Origin of the sequence: Paenibacillus lignilyticus (assembly GCF_017942085.1) — a bacterium.
GTDB classification, from domain to species: Bacteria; Bacillota; Bacilli; order Paenibacillales; family Paenibacillaceae; genus Paenibacillus_Z; species Paenibacillus_Z lignilyticus.
On record NZ_JAGKSP010000002.1, the window covers coordinates 831956 to 849484 of the forward strand.

Annotated in this window: 14 protein-coding genes; 1 reads left to right on the forward strand and 13 read right to left on the reverse strand. The window is 51.4% G+C overall.

The genetic code is table 11. The features are described from left to right. From I8J30_RS08710 to I8J30_RS08735, 6 genes are all read right to left on the reverse strand, one after another. Entirely contained in the window at positions 1-1782 is a 1782-nt protein-coding gene (locus I8J30_RS08710) for a sensor histidine kinase (RefSeq protein WP_210657226.1), read from the reverse strand. Between the two features lie 271 nt (positions 1783-2053). Further along, positions 2054-2602 (reverse strand): glycoside hydrolase family 16 protein, encoded by a 549-nt coding sequence (locus I8J30_RS08715; RefSeq protein ID WP_210657229.1) that lies wholly within the window; start codon positions 2600-2602, stop codon positions 2054-2056. Continuing rightward, a complete protein-coding gene (locus tag I8J30_RS08720; protein ID WP_338044835.1) occupies positions 2586-2816 on the reverse strand; it encodes an RICIN domain-containing protein in 231 nt (76 codons plus the stop codon). The genes I8J30_RS08715 and I8J30_RS08720 overlap by 17 nt, the downstream gene beginning before the upstream one ends. Further along, complete coding sequence (locus tag I8J30_RS08725; RefSeq protein WP_210657231.1) at positions 2813-3253, reverse strand: hypothetical protein; 441 nt, start codon at positions 3251-3253, stop codon at positions 2813-2815. Before I8J30_RS08725 ends, I8J30_RS08720 begins: the two co-directional genes overlap by 4 nt. Before the next feature lie 11 nt (positions 3254-3264). Further along, positions 3265-4059, reverse strand: coding sequence for an SDR family NAD(P)-dependent oxidoreductase (locus I8J30_RS08730; protein ID WP_210657233.1), 795 nt, complete (start codon positions 4057-4059; stop codon positions 3265-3267). Between the two features lie 168 nt (positions 4060-4227). Next, positions 4228-4899 (reverse strand): O-methyltransferase, encoded by a 672-nt coding sequence (locus tag I8J30_RS08735; RefSeq protein WP_210657235.1) that lies wholly within the window; start codon positions 4897-4899, stop codon positions 4228-4230. 403 nt (positions 4900-5302) lie between these two features. Here I8J30_RS08735 and I8J30_RS08740 point away from each other — a divergent pair, with 403 nt between their 5' ends. Continuing rightward, complete coding sequence (locus I8J30_RS08740) at positions 5303-6199, forward strand: LysR family transcriptional regulator (protein ID WP_210657237.1); 897 nt, start codon at positions 5303-5305, stop codon at positions 6197-6199. Between the two features lie 518 nt (positions 6200-6717). Here the strand turns inward: I8J30_RS08740 and I8J30_RS08745 are convergent. From I8J30_RS08745 to I8J30_RS08795, 7 genes are all read right to left on the reverse strand, one after another. Beyond that, complete coding sequence (locus tag I8J30_RS08745; protein ID WP_210657239.1) at positions 6718-6978, reverse strand: hypothetical protein; 261 nt, start codon at positions 6976-6978, stop codon at positions 6718-6720. A 268-nt stretch (positions 6979-7246) separates the two neighbouring features. Continuing rightward, a complete protein-coding gene (locus I8J30_RS32945; protein WP_338044836.1) occupies positions 7247-11455 on the reverse strand; it encodes a fibronectin type III domain-containing protein in 4209 nt (1402 codons plus the stop codon). Positions 11456-11807: 352 nt separating this feature from the next. Then, the gene (locus tag I8J30_RS08775; RefSeq protein WP_210657241.1) at positions 11808-13682 is read right to left on the reverse strand and encodes a heparinase II/III domain-containing protein; all 1875 of its coding nucleotides are present in this window, start codon (positions 13680-13682) and stop codon (positions 11808-11810) included. An 84-nt stretch (positions 13683-13766) separates the two neighbouring features. Further along, positions 13767-14636: a sugar phosphate isomerase/epimerase family protein gene (locus tag I8J30_RS08780; RefSeq protein WP_210657243.1), complete on the reverse strand. Its 870-nt coding sequence runs from the start codon at positions 14634-14636 to the stop codon at positions 13767-13769. Then, positions 14633-15628, reverse strand: a complete 996-nt coding sequence (locus tag I8J30_RS08785) for a Gfo/Idh/MocA family protein (protein WP_210657244.1) — start codon at positions 15626-15628, stop codon at positions 14633-14635. The genes I8J30_RS08780 and I8J30_RS08785 overlap by 4 nt, the downstream gene beginning before the upstream one ends. Before the next feature lie 20 nt (positions 15629-15648). Beyond that, a complete protein-coding gene (locus I8J30_RS32950; RefSeq protein WP_210657246.1) occupies positions 15649-16638 on the reverse strand; it encodes a carbohydrate ABC transporter permease in 990 nt (329 codons plus the stop codon). A gap of 19 nt (positions 16639-16657) precedes the next feature. Beyond that, positions 16658-17527: a carbohydrate ABC transporter permease gene (locus tag I8J30_RS08795; protein WP_210657248.1), complete on the reverse strand. Its 870-nt coding sequence runs from the start codon at positions 17525-17527 to the stop codon at positions 16658-16660. Positions 17528-17529 lie beyond the last annotated feature (2 nt).

Here is a 17529-nt window from a genome sequence, read left to right on the forward strand (position 1 = left end):
TTAGAGATCCCCCTGCTCCTCGTATGGTGACTGTTTGGGAATGATTAAGCGTACGACTGCCCCTTTCCGGGCACCATTCTCGAACAGAATGTTGAATGCCTCGCCATACTTCATCCGTAAGCGATGGTGTACATTCCAAATCCCAAGATGTTTGTCCCCTGAGCCTTGGCCTTCTGCATATTGACCGGCTTGGAACATCTGTAATTTGTCGGGAGCGAACCCCTTGCCGCTGTCGCTGATGCACACTTCATAGCAAACGCTCGACGCTTCGGATTGCCTCACCGCGATGGCAATATGAAAGACCGCTTTGCCTTTATCCATCCCGTGTATGATCGCATTCTCAACAAAGGGTTGAATGATTAAGGGCGATATACTGTATGTCTTATACATGCCCGGGATTGTAATCTGAAAGGTGAGTTTCTCCGGAAATCTAAGCTTCTGAATCTCCAAATAGTTCTCGATATGTCCAATCTCTTCGGCCAGTGTAATCGTATCCCGATGGGAGCGAGTAATGAAGCGGAAATAATCGCCTAAATGCTGGGTCATTTTCTGAACCAGAAGATTCTCTTCCAGCACCGAGAGGCTAAATATAATATTTAAAGAGTTCAAATAGAAATGCGGGTTAATCTGCGCTTGCAAGTGATTAAATTCGGCTTTCTGCGCTCGCAGCATTTCCTCGTAAACGTTAATTTTCAGGCTTTGAATTTGCGAAGCCATCTTGTTAAACGTCTCTACCAGGAAGGAGAATTCTTTGGTGGAATGGTCGCCAAGCCTTACATCCAAGTTCCCCCGGCCGATGCTCTGCATCCCTTTGATCAGAATGTTCATCGGTCGCAGCAGCACGTTCTTTACGAATAACAAGTAGAAAACAAGAATGATAATCAAACCAATCGGAAGCAAGAAGAGCAGGCGCTGAAAATATAACAGTTTCTGCAGCACGACTTTCTCCGGAATGAAGACGGCCAGGCTAATCGGCGCATATTGAAACGGAAGGCCGACAAGCATATATTTGCTGCCGCTCGACGACTTCGTAAAGGAAACATACTTCATCTCATTGTGTTCCAGCTTCTTCACAATCTCATTGACGTTATCGGAAGAGAGGGTGGTTTCAATTAAGGAAGTGCCCGTGTTCGACATCAGCAGCAATTCTTTCCCGCTGTTCCCGAAATTCGACTGTCTAAGCGGTTGAATTAAGTGATTGATATCGATTAAAGCGCCTACATAAAGCTCCCGATTGATTTCATTCGGGCTGATCGGAATGACACGTACCAAGTAAAATTTATCGTTCCATGAAGTAACCGTCCAATTCTGTGTATCCATGTCATTCTTATGCTGTTCAAAGAAGGAATACAGGACGCCGTCAAATTCCTGGGTATCTTCATAGCTCTTTTTGACGCTGATCATATCATTATTTTTCTTCGAATAGACGAAGAAGGTTTTGATTCCTTTATAGACGCTGAGATCGTCATCGAACTTGCGCAACAACCACTGCTTGGCCATAAAATAATCGCCGTTATCCTTCGGATATAAAGTAAGCGGTATCAAATTGGTGTAGGAGAAATCGCTGCTTCCCAGGCGCAGAATATAATTGTTCGTTTCCTCCAACGTCTGATCGAGAGAGGAGACCTGCGTTTCGAGGAAATTGTAGTACGATTGGGATACCTCCGCACGGACGACATTCATGGCATAGAAATTATTATAGAACAGAAAAAAGATCAAAGGGGTCGTTACGATAAAAAAACCGAGGATGAATTTGAAACGCAATGTTCTCTTCTGGTTCATCAACTAACCTCTCTCTGCGTCAATCAATCGACCTCAATCCGGTCTTACACGTCAAAATTGTAACCCGATTCCTAAGAAAATGTCGATACTTGGATTCGGTTTGCACAACTTCCCCGGATTTTCTAATCATAATGGAAGGAATAGACGCAATATACGAATTGTTATGACATGATTACGGTTTTTATCGCTTGTTGCGTAAACCGCGCAAAGAATAAAAGCCGCTGCCCTGCTGCATAAGGCAGCAAAACAACGGCTTTGGGATGAGGCTATTTTACATAGACACGGAAATAATCGAGCGTAAATTTAGATGGGAACGGTGTTGCACCTGCGGACGGCACAGAGTTCGGGTTCCGCCTACAGCCAAGTTAATCAACACTTCCGGATCCGGACCATACCAAGCAAAGTTCGTTCCCTTCACCAGCGTATTGTCCACCCACTTCTGAATGTTGCCTTCCTTCCAGATCAGCGTGTAGGTATGGAAGGTAGCAGCGAAGTCAGCAGCGAAGTCGAAGCCCGGATGCCATACCCATTGATTCGTCATAATGCTGTAGTAGTCCGTGCCAACGCCATCGCCATGATCGAAGCCGGTCCAATCGTACGTATTTTGGGTCGGGGAGTTAAAGTACTCGAAAATATCGATTTCCGAAGTGGTCGATCCCGCCCCTCCGGGCGAATACATCCAGAAAGCCGGCCATGTGCCCGCACCTGTCGGAATCTTGGCCCGCAGCTGGAAGATATACGTTTTCCCATCTCGCGGATAGAACGTTTCTTTGGTTACAATTTGACCGCTGCTAATGCCGCCGTTAGAAATGCCTCCCATGTTCGGAAGCGCCATAGGCAGCTGCTTCGGCTGAGCTGGCCGTTGCTGTTTTGCCGAGGGCCAGATTGCTCGATTCCGTAGGCGCTATATTGACAAGCTGCCACTTCTGCCCGACCGTACCCCAATCGGACCAAATTTGCACCTTTGCTCCATCTGCTTGTCCCCCGCCGTTGACGTCCAATACTTTGCCGCTGTTCGGGTTGAGAATCTTCACTGTGCCGTCCGAGTTCGGGGTAATCGTCCATTTCTGGGCACCTGTTCCGTTATGAGATAAGTCGGGATTGGAATACGCTCATCCAGCTGTGTCCCGTCAGGCAACGGAAAGAACAGTTCCTCATCCACATGCCAGGTATCAAAGCCTTTGCCTTTCTTAGTCGTAAAAGCATTCATGCAGAACATATGGCATTTCTCGCCAAGCAGCGCTTCCGCGAAGTCGACGATAGGTTCATTTTCGATCAAGCGGATATACGCTTCGCCCCGCTCAAACATACGCGTACGGAATCCGTCCCATTGCCCCGGCAGAGGCGGTTCTTCCAAATAATGCAGCAACCCGGCATGCAGCTGATCCGCCCACGACTCCGAAATGGCCCCCCGAAATACAGTAAACCCTTGCCGATTGAACTCATCCAGATGCGATTGTAAGGTTGTCATGATCAACGCTCCTAATCCCAGCTATATTTAGGTTGCTTCAGCCCATCTTCTATCCATAGGAATCGGCCGGTAATGGAGTCCGACTCCGGTTTTAGCAAATCGGCAATGAGCTGAACGGACTTCGCCGGCGAATCGCCGCCTGTCCTCTCCACCCAAGCTACCCAGTCCTGCAGTTCACCGGGCACGCGAACATGATTGCGTATGGCTTCGAACATTTCCGTTTTCACTTCACCGGGATGGAACACGTTCGCAGTCACACCTGTGCCGCTAAGTTCAGCAGCCAACTGTCTTGTAAAATGATTTAACGCCACTTTACTCGTAGCGTAGGCACTGTTGGTCCCTTCGGGCTCGGCCAACGCCGCCGCGGAGGTTACGTTAATGATGCGTCCCCATCCCGCTTTCACCATTTCCCCTGCCAGTGCTCTGCAGATGAAATAAGGACTGACCGCATTGATCATGATCGTGTCCATCCATCCTGTCGGGTCGCTTTCGAGAATGGGGCCGATTTCTTTAAACACGCCTGCCGCATTCACGACTACGGCCGGAACGCCATAGCTTGCGAAGATTTGCCGCGCCATCGCCTCGACTTCATCCAGCTTCGAAATATCCGCCGCAATCGGATAAGCCGTTCCGCCTTGTTCACGGATGATTGCTGCCGTTTCTTCCAGCTTCGCCGCTCTGCGGCCTACCAGCACGAGCTTCGCTCCTTGTTCCGCCAAACCAATCGCAATTGCTCGCCCGAGCCCGCTTCCGGCACCTGTTACAAGCGCGATTTTGCCATCCAGCAGCCTTGATGCTTCCGACATATGATCCTCTCCCATACGATTATGCGGATGATGAAATACTTAACCTTTATTGTAAAATAGGTTCAGATATGCGTCATTGATCACAGTAGACTCAAAATATACGAAATATGACTTTATAAAAAAGACTACCGCGAGGGTAGTCTTGGGTGAGCTATGCGGGCTGTGCGATTAGTTTGTCACAATACCAATCATGAATCCATCGTAGCCTTTGCTGCCGACGGTTTGAATCGCAGTGGCTGTAATTCGTTTCTCTTCCGCCAAGAGATCATAGAACTGCCTCACCCCAATAACACGCGGATCGGAGTTATTCTCGTCCAACACTTCGCCTCCGCGAACAACGTTATCGCCCACAATGACCGTCCCGGGATGGGAGAAATGAAGAGCCCACTTCAAGTAATGTGGATTGTTTGGTTTATCGGCATCAATGAAGATGAAATCGAACGCCTCCACGCCCTCGTCCCGCATGAGAGCCAACTGCTCCAAAGCCTCGCCGACTCGAATTTCAACCTTATCCTGCACCTGTGCATGAGCTAGATTCGCTGCAGCAATCTGCGCATGATGGGGATCGAGCTCCAGCGTAACGATTTTGCCATAAGGCGGCAGTGCTCTCGCTAACCATATGGTGCTGTAACCGCCGAGTGTTCCGATTTCCAGAATCCGTTTGGAGCCATGAAGCTGCACGAGCAAGTTCAAGAATTTGCCCTGCGCAGCAGAGACATCAATTGCCGGTAACCCCGCTTCTTGATTGGTGGATAACACCTTGGCGAGAACAGCATCCTGCTCAATCAACCGCTCCGCGATATACTGATCAACCTCATTCCAGACCGTTCCTTGATTCATACTTATCACTTCTCCTTCTCCTAATGAACCGAAATGCACTAAGCTGGGCTTGATTTTCACGCTAACGAATCGTAGAGGTCTTATTCCGGAGAAAATAGCACTTCTAAAATTCTAACGAATCACAGAGGCCTTATTTGATCCAAATAGGCAGAAATGCATGAGTTTTCGAGCAAATAAGACCTGTAGGATTCGTTAGAATTTCATATCGCTGTTATTTGATCAAATAAGGCGCGTACAATTCGTTAGAAATTACGGTACGTTACGTTATCCGCAAAATGATCATTTCCCTTCTCCTAATGAACTTCTGCTTTCAGTGTATTCGAGATATAATCATAAATATAATATATGTTTAAAATGAATCTATACATTTCATATATGATTTGTTCGCAAGGAGGCGCTCGAGATGAATCTACATGCCTTACGGTTATTTCATGTGATTGCGAGTACGGGGAGCGTGACCCGTGCATCGGAGCTGCTCAATATCAGTCAGCCCGCCATTACCGCGCAGATTAAAAAGTTTGAGAAAGAGCTGCTCCTCCCGCTGCTCAAGCCGCAAGGAAGAGGGATCGCTTTAACGGATGCAGGTGAGGAGATTGCTTTACTGGCTAAGCGGCTTTTTGCCGTGGAACAACAAATTGAACAATATGCCCGGGAGTACCGTAACGGCTCGCATGGATGTATTCGTTTGGCTGCAACGTATTTGCCGGCTCATTTCCTGATCCCCACCTGGATAGCAACCTTCAAACAGCAGTACGAACAAGTCGAGATGATCATTACAACAACGAATTCCAATGATGCTTTAAAACAGCTCTTGCATGTAGATGTCGACATCGCGATTTACGGCGGAATGCCCGAGGCTTACCCGGATTCGATTCAGACGGAGGAGTTGTTTCGGGATGAGCTATGGTTCGTCGTTGCCCCCGGCCATCGCTATGCGAATCAACAGGTTTCGCTGTCCGACATGATGAAGGAGCCTTTCGTTATGCGGGAAGAAGGGAGTTCCACACGCGAGCGGTTGCTGTCGTTATGCCGTACCTACAACTCCTCGACACCGACAATTTCCCTGCAATTCAATGGATTGCATGAAGCGATCACAGCTGTCATCGCAGGCTATGGCGCCAATTTCGTTTCTTCCTTGGTGGTTCGAGACTACGTCAAGCGTGGGGAGCTATGCCGCGTATATGTGGAGGGCATTCATTTAACCAACAGCATTGCGATCTGTACGCGCAAGCACGAGCCGCTCTCGGCCTCCACGATGAATTTCATCCGGATGATTCGTGCGAATCCTGTGCGAGGATAGAGACGAGAAAGCGGCTGAGAAACACAGGCTGAGAGTTCGAAAATGGAACACTCAGCGGCCAAACCGCCGAAAAATAAAGCTGAGCGTTCCAATATGGAACTCTCAGCTCGCCAAACTACTTCTATCAGCCTACACCGTGAGCCGAGAGTTCGAAAATGGAACTCTCAGCAGCAAAAACACTGAAAAACAAAACTGAGAGTTCCACAATGGAAATCTCAACTCACCAAACTACCTCTATCAGCCTACTATGCTAGCTGAGTGTTCGAAAATGGAACTCTCCGCGGCCAAACCGCCGAAAATTAAAGCCGAGCGTTCCACAATGGAACGCTCGGCTCAACAAACTACCCTAATCAACCAACACCGTAAGCCGAGCATTCGAAAATCGAACTCTCGGCTCCCCAAACCACCGAAAAATAATGCTGAGCGTTCCAATATGGAACGCTCAGCTCGCCGAATCACAAATCCTTTGATGTATACTCCGTATCGCAGTTAGGGCACTTCAGGCTAAACTTCACCTCCTAACTGTCACCATACGTATGATCGCCGGGAGTAATCGATTTGGACCAACCTCTCCCTTTGAACTCCTTTTGCGATACTCTGCTTAACTGCGAGTCGCACTTCTTACAGTAGCGTTTAGTGAAGAAATAATCTTTTGCCTCGCCATACGTTAATGAGATCCTTACCTTATAACCAACCGGGAAACCATATTTAATGATAAATAAAATGCCTGCTATAATCCCTGCAATAATAAACGCTAACCAAAAATCAGATTCCTTCATGTGCCCCTGCGTTCTCCCTATTATGTAACTTTTCACTCTACTATAAGCTTACTTACCAATAGATACACTGGTAATATATTCAGTCTTTGGTAACAGAACAGCTGCCGCATTAGCCGACAGCTGTGTTACTTACATCAAATAGTGGTTAGCTAAAATGCTTACGGCGAATCAGCTGCGTCTCTGATATGACAATCATACCATTGGCATTGTTTGGGAGACAGAAAAAACTCCGATCCCGCCACGAGGCGAGACCGGAGCTTCAATCCACTTAGTACTGAGACAGATAACCGGAGCCGATGACCGTAATCGTTGAGATGCCCGGTCCGGTCCAACCGACAGCCAGATTATCTCCGCCGCCGCCGTCTTTATGCAAGATTTCAAAATAATATGGCTGTCCCGCAGTCAATGTAATCGATGCCGATTGCTGGGAGCTATGTTTATTCCATTCACGCACGCCCGTGTACTCGTAAACGCTGGCAATCATGGAAGTATTCGACGGACTGTTGTTCGTGCTGAGCCACAGCTGCGATGTATCATCACTGGCAATGTAGAAGGTATAGGTACCGCTCGTCGCAGGCGTGATATAACCGCGAATACGGTCCCCGTAGTTATCCGCCCAGTTCGTCGCTCCTTCAAGACTGGTTAACACGTTTGTTCCCGATGGCGCCGTACCCGTAGGAATGCTGCTGACGCTCGTTCCGGATACGCCGGTCCAGTACTCTTGAATGACGCTGCCCGCACCGCCGCCTCCCGAAGCATTCGTCGTCACATTAACGGACGTGCTTGCAGAAGAAATATTGCCGGCTGCATCTTTGGCTTTCACAGAGAAGGAGTAGGCGGTGTTCGCCGATAGTCCGCTAACGGTGAAAGCTGTCCCTGTCGCGGAGCCGACCAGTGTCGTTCCGCTGTAGATGTCATAACCCGCCACAGCGACATTGTCGGTCGAAGCCGACCAGGACAAGCTAACGCTCGTGGAGGTTTTCGAAGGCGATGTCAGATTAGCCGGTGTAGTAGGCGCTTGCGTATCGGCACCGCCGCCACCGCCAAGGTTCACATCGCAGGTTTTGTACGCGCCCGGTATTGGATCACCGAACGTGCTGTTGCCGCAGTATACGCTGTTCGTGAACGTGCCATATGCGTAAACGCCATTGGCTCCATAACGAACCTCCTTCGTCCCGCTGAAGGAGCAAGTGTTATTCTCGCCGGCGCAATTCGTCCAGTTTGCAGCGGATGAACTGCTCGTCGTTACATTAAGCGCGCTGCTTGCGGCGGAGAAATTGCCGACCGCATCTTTCGCTTTGACGGTGAACGTATAGGAAGTGTTCTCCGTCAAGCCGCTCACGGTGAACGTTGTTCCGGTTGAAGAGCCGGCAAGTACGGCACCGTTGTAAATATCATAGCCCGTTACGCCCACATTGTCGGTCGAAGCCGTCCAGGACAGACTGACGCTTGTGGAGGTTTTCGATGGCGAAGCGAGGCCTGTCGGCGCGGTTGGCGCCTGCGTATCCGTCGCGGCGTTCGTCGTTACATTGAGCGTATTGCTCGCAGCTGACAGGTTCCCCGCCGCATCTTTGGCCTTGACCGTGAACGAGTATGCCGTGCTTGCGGCCAGGCCGGTCACTGTAAAGGAGTTGCCCGTCGGCGTACCAACCAGCGTAGCGCCATTATAGACTTCATAGCCCGTTACGCCGACGTTGTCCGTCGATGCCGTCCATGTCAGACTGACACTGGTGCTTGTTTTGGACGGTGAGGAAAGGCTTGCCGGCGCAGTCGGTGCCGTTGTGTCTGCTGCGGCATTCGTCGTCACGTTTAATGTATTGCTCGCGGTAGAGACATTGCCGGCCGCATCCTTCGCTTTGACTGTGAACGAATACGCGGTGCTCGCGGATAGACCGCTTACCGTGAAAGTCGTTCCCGCCGTCGTGCCGGCCAGCGTAGAGCCGTTGTACACATCGTAGCCCGTTACGGCTACGTTATCTGTCGAGGAAGCCCAAGACAGGTTAACGCTTGTGCTCGTTTTGGATGGCGACGTCAGACTGCCCGGAGCAGTAGGCGCAGTCGTATCGCTGCTGCCGGTTCCCGCTAGATTCACTTCGCAGGACTTGTAGGCTCCCGGAGCCGGATCGCCGAATTGGTTGTTCGAGCAAACGACCGAGTTCGTGAAAATGCCGTAGTTATAACTGCCGTTAGCGCCATAACGAACCTCTTTGGTGCCGGTAAAGCTGCATGTCTGGTTCTCTCCTGCGCAAGCGGTCCAGTTGGCGGCCGGATCGGTAGTGGCGGAGGCGGTATTGCTCGCCGCCGATACGTTGTTCGAAGCATCCTTCGCTTTGACGGTAAACGTATAGGCCGTACTAGGCGTCAGCCCGGTTACGGTTTTGAACGTATTGATTGCGCCGGTCGTCGATCCGACCACTGTCGTTCCGCTGTAGATGTCATAGCCGGTTACGCCCATGTTATCGGTGGATGCGGACCAGGCGAGGGTTACGGTCGTATCCGTTACGTCCGTGATCGTCAAGCCCGTCGGCGTCGTCGGCGCTTGCGTATCGCCTACATCCGTCGTTACGTTCAGCGTGTTGCTCGCAGCCGACACGTTGCCTGCCGCATCCTTCGCCTTAACGGTAAAACTGTAAGCCGTGCTAGGCGTTAATCCGTTGACCGTTAAGGACGTCCCGGACGTGGAGCTGTAAAGCGTGCCGCCTTTATAGACATCGTAGCCGATGACGCCGACGTTATCCGTTGCGCCGGACCAGGACAGATCCACGGTTACGTTCGATTTGGACGGGGAGGTCACCGTCGGCGCCGTTGGCGCTTGCGTATCCGGCGGACCGGCATAGACGTTGATCATCTGCTCCTTCAGGCTTGCGCGGCCCGTATTGTCCCATACGACGAGCGTCACGCGATAGTTGCCTGCCGTCTGATAGGTATACGTCGGGCTTGTTGACGTAACCGGCGGACCTTCGCCCAGATCCCACAGGTTCTCTGCGATGGTGCCGTTGTCCGTAGATGAGTTGGTGAACGTAACCGGCTGACCGAGCTGCACGGACAGCGGAGCACTGAAATTCGCGACGGGCTTCGGATCGCTGAAGCCGCGGCTCGTCAGCTGCGTGTTGGTTCCGTTGCCGCTAACGGTGTTGCCCGACCATTCGAGATCGGCCGCCGCGGATGGATATTGATCGATGGACGCTCCGGCATTGCCCGTAATCGTGTTGTTGATGAAGCTGATTCGATCCGTACCGGAGGCCGTCGTAATTTCGATCGCTTTGCCTCCGTTGTTCGTGATAATGTTGCTGTCGAAGGTAAGATTCCGCGAATTGCCGTGAATCCGGATCGCGTTGCCGGCATAGCCGGGATAAGCGGCGGCCGGGTTGTTGTTCGGTCCGTTTTTGAACGTGTTTTTATAGAAGTATTGGTACTGTTCCGTCTCGCCCGTTCCTTCGCCTTGAAGCTGCATGCCCCACATGACGATGTTCTGAACGGTGTTATAGCCCCAGTATTGGTAGCCGGTGCCCGGGGATTGCTGCATGCCGACTTGCTGGCCGCCATCGACTAAGTTGTCGGTCGTGACGCCGTGCGTCACCATAACCTCGAGTCCCATGCCTTTGACCGTGCCGGCCGTGGTATGGACGACATTGCGCCGAACCGCGATAGACTCGGATCGTACGGCGCTAATCCAGTGATCCACGTTGTTGTCTTCGATGACGGAATTGTTGCAGTTCGTGTGCAGCTCAATCGAGAGGCCGTGCGCGTTCACGCCCGATCCCGTGATCGTGTTGCCTTTCACCACTACGCCGTTGCAGCCATCGCTCGCAAAAATTCCGCCCCGGCCCGTGTTCGAGATCGTGTTGTTCAGGAACTTCGTGTTGTTCGAATTCCAGCCGGCGCGAATGCCTGCGCCCCATTCGGAATTGATACCGATATTCGAGATCGTATTATTGGCGATAACGGAGTCCGAGGAAGCCGACAACAGGATGCCAAACGGCGCAAATCCATCCGATTTGGTCAGATCCTTAATGATATTGTCATGAATATAGTGACTGCCGCCGGGCTCGCCCCAGATTCCGGAAACAACATGGTTGTTGCTGTTGCCGTCGATGGTGAGCTGAGCAATCTCAACGCCGGTTTTCCCGCTGAGCGTGATCATATTGTTGTCTGTCGTTCCGTTATACTTGATAATGGCAGTCGTTTTGCTTTGTCCGATCAGTTTAACACCTGACTTCGCGACAATGGATCCGGACGTATAATACGTGCCGGACGGGAAGAATACCGTATCGCCGCTGGCCGCAGCCGTAATGGCATTGTTGATGGCCTGCGTATCGTCCGCGGTATCGGTGCCGTTAGCCCCGAATGAGGTAACATTGTAGCTCGCTGCGCTGGCTACAGGTATGGATACGGCTGATAGCAGCATGGAAAGAACAGGCACAATCAGGGCTACGCTTGAGACTAATTTTCGCTTACGGAATTTGAATCTTCTCACTTCATCACAACTCCCTTGTTCATCATGTGTACTGCACGATGATTCCCTTGCCGAACTTCTGCGCGAATCATGCTGCATGTGACGGATGATTTCTGAAGCTATAATCAACTCCTCTCGCACACCGAAATGTAAGCGCTTGCCAGACGCCTGTATTACATGCTACAGGCTGGCAGGGGAGCCCGAAAGTGTACAATAATGGAAAGCCTCTTTGCGGGGTTCACCGCCGATTATGATTTTTTCGAATTCATGCACTTTCTTGAATTTTTCCTATAAAATGATCAAATTCAGATCCATCTCAACTCAAAAAAGAGCTGTAGGGGATGCTTCCCTACAACCCTTCATTTAGGAGTAACTAAACCTCGCTTATTCTAATCATGCATTCACCCCGATCAAGGGGAGTCCTTATTTTCAGATGAATGCGATACAAGCGCTCTCCCCATACCTCCTGCATGATGGCATCCTCCAGTGGTATTGTCTCGACCGAGCCTGCGAACATCGCACTGTTAAACTGAATGCTTATCCGGTTGCGGCACTCATCCTCCACAACAAAGCTCCCATCTCCTTCGCTTCGAGGCAGGTGAGGCGACAGCAGATGCAGCGTAATTTCATCCGTCCTATGCTGCAAGAGAAATTCATCCTTAATTTCAATGCAAGGTGACGAACCTCGAATGAGACTTATTGTCCGTAACCAGCTCCTGATCTCGGCCAAGTCCGGATATGCGCCTCCGATATCCAGCGATAATGCTGCTGACCGATCATCAAATTTACAATCGACATCGGCAGCTCGATAGGAGCTTCCGTTCCGTTGCTGTATCCCATTTACGATCGGAACATTGTGATAGGCGGATTGCATGGCCCATATCGAATAACGCTCCTCGAAGAAGGATTGGGAGGTATAGGTCAGCATCCCCGGATCAATAATCATCGGCGAGCCGTTGCAATACACGATAAAGTGACCAATGTCATTATGATTATGGCTTTCATCGTTATGGCCTCCCTTAGCTGCAACGAATAACCCCTTGGACGTCCCCTGCCGCTCTCTGGCCACCATCACTTGAATGCCGTCCAGCCAAGCATCTCGGACATAAGGCGTTTCTCCCACATAGCGCTCTGCTTCCGAATAGTGAAATAACGCAGGCAGCAGGCGGGACATGGCAGGAAACTCAAGGTCTGTGGTTTCTTCCCGCTTCTTCCTGAGCACCATGGCTCCCAGTCCGGCAAGCTTATCGTCCCCGATACGTCGCCCATAGCGATAGGCCAGCTCTGCCGGGATCTGCACCTTAGCCGTGCTGTCTGCAAAATTGACATAGTACGCATCATCAATGAAAGCTCTGTATATGTAACGCCCGATCTGTTGGATAAGGGGCTCGTCGTAGACATGGATTTGGCGGGCCGAGACGCTGTAAAGCAGTTCCAATCCATCGAAAAGCATGCCTCCGGCGTATAACCAATACTTCGGACCTTCCTCGCAGCCTCCATCGGAACGGAGCCGTTCCAAATAGTGGTCCAAACTTCGCATTGCCTTCATTGCCGCAGCTTCACGGCGTTCGGGATCGTCTTCGAGCAGCAGGAATGCCGCCAAGCAATTGGAATTGCACCACGGATTCCAATTATTCAGCATCCTCTCTTGATTAAAGCCCATCCACCACAAATCGAAACGAGTTAAATAAGGATCAAGAATCCTTCTCTTCACCTCCTGCCGGATCCGCTCGCAGACCATCTTGCTTACGCTATCCAATTTGGACTTCATCAAATAATGCGTCCAAGCGAGCAGCGCCGCGGTTTCGGCCGAAAACAACTCAATAACGGGATCCTCCATATCCGGAAGAGAGTCCTGACGCTTCATCATATAGCCGTGTCCGGGAATTCCCCAGAACGTTTCCTCGCAGATACACCATATGCCATTCACGATGTCATCCAGGAATCGCCCCTCGTTCTCCATACATTCCGCTATGACCAACGAAGCCAAAGTCCTTCTTCGCTCCCATGAAGCCTTGTCGTACCTCTCCCGATTACCCGTTCGGCTATAATCCATGTACGCGGTAGCCGGCAAGGGATTCCATGCATGATTGAGCTTTGCAATGCCCTTATTCATCCAATAGGTTCGCAGATGAAGCGGCAATCCGTCCCATTCTGGACGGTCTTCAATAGTTGGATAAGGCCTGAAATTCTCCCGCGGGAGCAGCATCTCTCCCAGCTTAGGCGTACCATATTTCTGTGCCAGCATCGAATCGCCGACCTCCTCACCCGTCTGTCTCTTAATTCATAGAAAAGGCAAGCAAACGGAGAGCCCGCAGCTTGCCTCTTCTTGTTATTTAAAATACTTCGCCAAATGCTCGGTCGCCTTCATAACCCCTTGTCTCTCGGCCTCGATGGAACCCCAGAACCGGTGATCCTCAAGCTCGATGCTTACAGCCCCGGCATATCCGAGTCGATCAAGACGAACGGCTACTTTCCCCCACTCGACTTCCCCGTGTCCGGGGATGGTATAACGCCAAGAGCCTTCGGAGAATCCGTATTTCGCACCGAAGGTCGGCGTAATAACGCCGCTCTCGTACAGCTCCTCCCGGAGTATTTCCGTATCCTTGCCGTGGCAGTGATTGATGCGTTCTCCGAATTCGTCCAACGCGCGAAGATAATCAATGCCCAAGCGCACAAGATGGGAAGGGTCGTAGTTCAGCCCGAAATGCTTAGAGGGAATCGCCTCGAACATCGCTCTCCACATCTCCGGCGTACAGCCAAGCGTCGGGTAATACGGCGCAGGACCGGGCCATCCTTCAATCGCGATATAGATACCCGTCTGTTCTGCATGACGCACGAGCTCCGGAAAGGTTTCCTTCCAGATCGCAAAACCTTCGTTCCGCGGGAGCGTATGATCCTCCGGCACAAGACACATAAACAGCACGCTGCCGCCCAGTGAAGCAATCGAACTCAATTGCTTCTTCGCCGCTTCCAGCGCTTCCTCGCGGCGACCTGCGTCACGGCTTAACAGTCGCGACGTATGATGGGCATCAATCGATCCGATGCCAATACGAGCTTCCTCGCAAGAGGCCTTCACTTCAGGAGTCAGATTGGAAACATCCAATACATCAAGCCCAATGCTTGCCGCCCACGCGGCCGTCTTCGCGATTCCTTCCGCCCCGATCTTAGGCGGAATGCGCATTCCTAATTGGATCGTCATGCCGATTGTTCCCCTTTCGCTTCCGCGTCTGCCTGCGGCTCGTAGCCGGCAGCTTGATAGATCATCTCCGACAGCTTCACGACCTTCAAGGCAAACTCGCCCGGCACAAGCACCTCATGTCGCCCAAGAATGGCATCGATGAAGCTTTTATCTTGGTTGGTCGTCTGCTCCGGCAGCTCCGGCACGATCGGATCCTGCCCGAGGCGGCGAAGCGTGATTTTGCCGTTGTCGTAGAAGATTCCGCCTTGTTCGCCGCAGAATACGAAGGTTTCATGCCAGCATGGGGAGTAACCGACCAAGTTCAAACCGGCAACGGCTCCTTCCGCGAACCGAATCGACGTGAACGTGTCGATCTCCACCGTGGCGCCATGCATGTGCAGCTGCGGCTTCACTTCAATCGGCGTAAGGCCGGACGTCCACAGCAGCACATCGATAATGTGACTGCCCGAGTCCATAAGGAAGCCGCCGCCGGATAACGCCGGATCCGCCCGCCAAGAGCCCGGCGTTCCCTGTCTCCATTGCTGATAGAGCGATGCCGTGATCGAGGTAAGCTTACCGATCTCGCCGCTTGCGATGGCATCGCGAATATATAAGAATTCCGGCTGAAAGTGCCGCTGGTAAGAAACTTGCATGATTTTGCCCGACTGCTCCGCTACTCGAATCAGCTGCTCCGCCTCCTCGGACGAGCAGGTCATCGGCTTCTCGATCAGCACATGCAGCCCCTTGCGGAGCACATCCTGCGCCTGAGCGAAATGCAGCGTATGCGGGGAGCAAATAATAACGGCATCAATGTCCGCCTGCTCCAGCATGTCTCGATAATCCGAGAATTGCTGCACATCGATCAGGCTGTTTTTCGTGATGAAATTGTCCCGATTCTTGCTGCTGGTATCGGCTACGGCCTTAATCTCCGCCTCCGGCAGCTCCAGCAGCTGCCTTGCATGCCACCCTGCAATGCCACCTGTTCCAATGAAACCAACGCGCACTTTAGTCATGTCCATACCTCCCAATAATTTTACTCAACCAAACCGGAACGCTCCACGCCTTGAATGAAATAGCGTTGAAGGAAGAAATAAACCAGAAGCATCGGCAACAGAGCCATGAACGTAGCGGCCATTACGACAGGTAAACTGAATACTTCAAAGCTGCTGCCCGTTAACGTATCCAGCGATTGATAGAGACGAGGCAGCATCATCGGCAAAGTAAACTTCTCTTCCGAGGTGAGGAAGATCGACGGCTCGAAGAAATCATTCCAGTGCCATACGAGCGACAACAGCATCGTTACGACAATTGCAGGCGGCGTAAGCGGCAATATAATCTTCCAATACACCTTGAAGCTGCCGCATCCGTCCACTCGGGCCGCATCCTCGAGCTCCCATGGAAGCCCGCGGAACAGCTGGCGGAAGATAAAGATGAACAGCGCCCCGCGAAGCCCGCCCGCAAAGAAGGACGGAACAATGAGAGGCAGCACGCTGTCCAGCCATCCCATTGTTTTGTACTGCATGAACAGCGGAACGATGATCGTTTGCGGCGGTATAATCATGGTGAACATGCACAGGAAGAACAGCACCTCGCGGCCGGGAAACTTAATACGGGCGAAGCCATATGCGACAAAGGAACAGGACAGCACCTGTCCGACCACGCTCAAGACGGCGATCAGAGCGGAATTATTGAAGTGCGTCATAAATTGCAAGCCCTTCATTCCGTAATAGAAATTTTCCCAAGCCAGGCTCGTCGGAATCCACTTGATCGTAAAATCCATCAAATCCACCGGATGCTTGAGCGCTGTCGTCACCATGTAGATAAACGGATAGAGGAACACGAAGGCCAAATCGATAAGAATGACATAGACGAAGGTACGATAGATGAGCGAGATCCAGCGGCTCTTGCTCCCGATTCGGCTTACCAAGCTGTGGTTTCGGATCGCCTTGACTTTGCTGCCCACCTCGGTTTGCGTAACGGCAGCAACACGCTGCTTGGACTTCGGAATGGGAATCGACTTCACGCTGCAATCACCTCCTGTATTATTTTTCCCCTGTGTACACTACAAAGCGCTTGGTAGAAACGAATACGAGAATGAGCAGCGCGAAAATAAACATAAAGTAGATCCAGCCCATTCCGGATGCGTACCCCATCTGGATGTCGGTGAAGGCCGTATCTTTGATATAAACCATCATCCTGTTGTTAATATCCGTGAAGGAATCGACGCAGGTGTAAACCAAATTAAGCAGAATAATCGGCGTCATCAGCGGCAGGGTAATCTTCCAGAACATCTCCCATTCGGTTGCGCCGTCGCATCTTGCCGATTCGTACAGGGACACGGATATGCCTTGAAGACCGGCTAGGAATAGCAGAATTTGCACGCCCGTCTTCCAGAAAATCACGGTCAGGCGGCTTAACATATCAAAGACGATTTGAGAAAAAGTAGGTCCCATATAGAGAAACACTTCATCCGGAACGCCGATGCCGTTGACCAGCGTATCTTTGCCTACCCCGGCGTACAGCAGCTGCTGCATGGCCAGACCGGAACCGATCAATACGGGCAGGAAGAATGCCGCCCGGAAGAACGCGCGGCCTCTAATGTTATGATTCAACAAGATCGCGATAAACAAGGAGAACACGAGAACCAGCGGCGTATTGATGACCGCATCTTGAATGACCGAGATAAACAGCGGAATAAACTGCGTATCGAGCACGAAAGCGCGATTGAAATTGTCCCAGCCCACAGACTGCAGCTCGAAGTTTCCGACGCCGACGACCTCATGAAAGCTAAGCCAAAGGGAATAGACCAAGGGATAACACATAAACAATGCGAAGCCGATTGCCCATGGGGCGATATAAACATAGCCAGCCAGCATCTTCTTCTTCTCTAAACTCATCCTCCGCTCGCTCATGC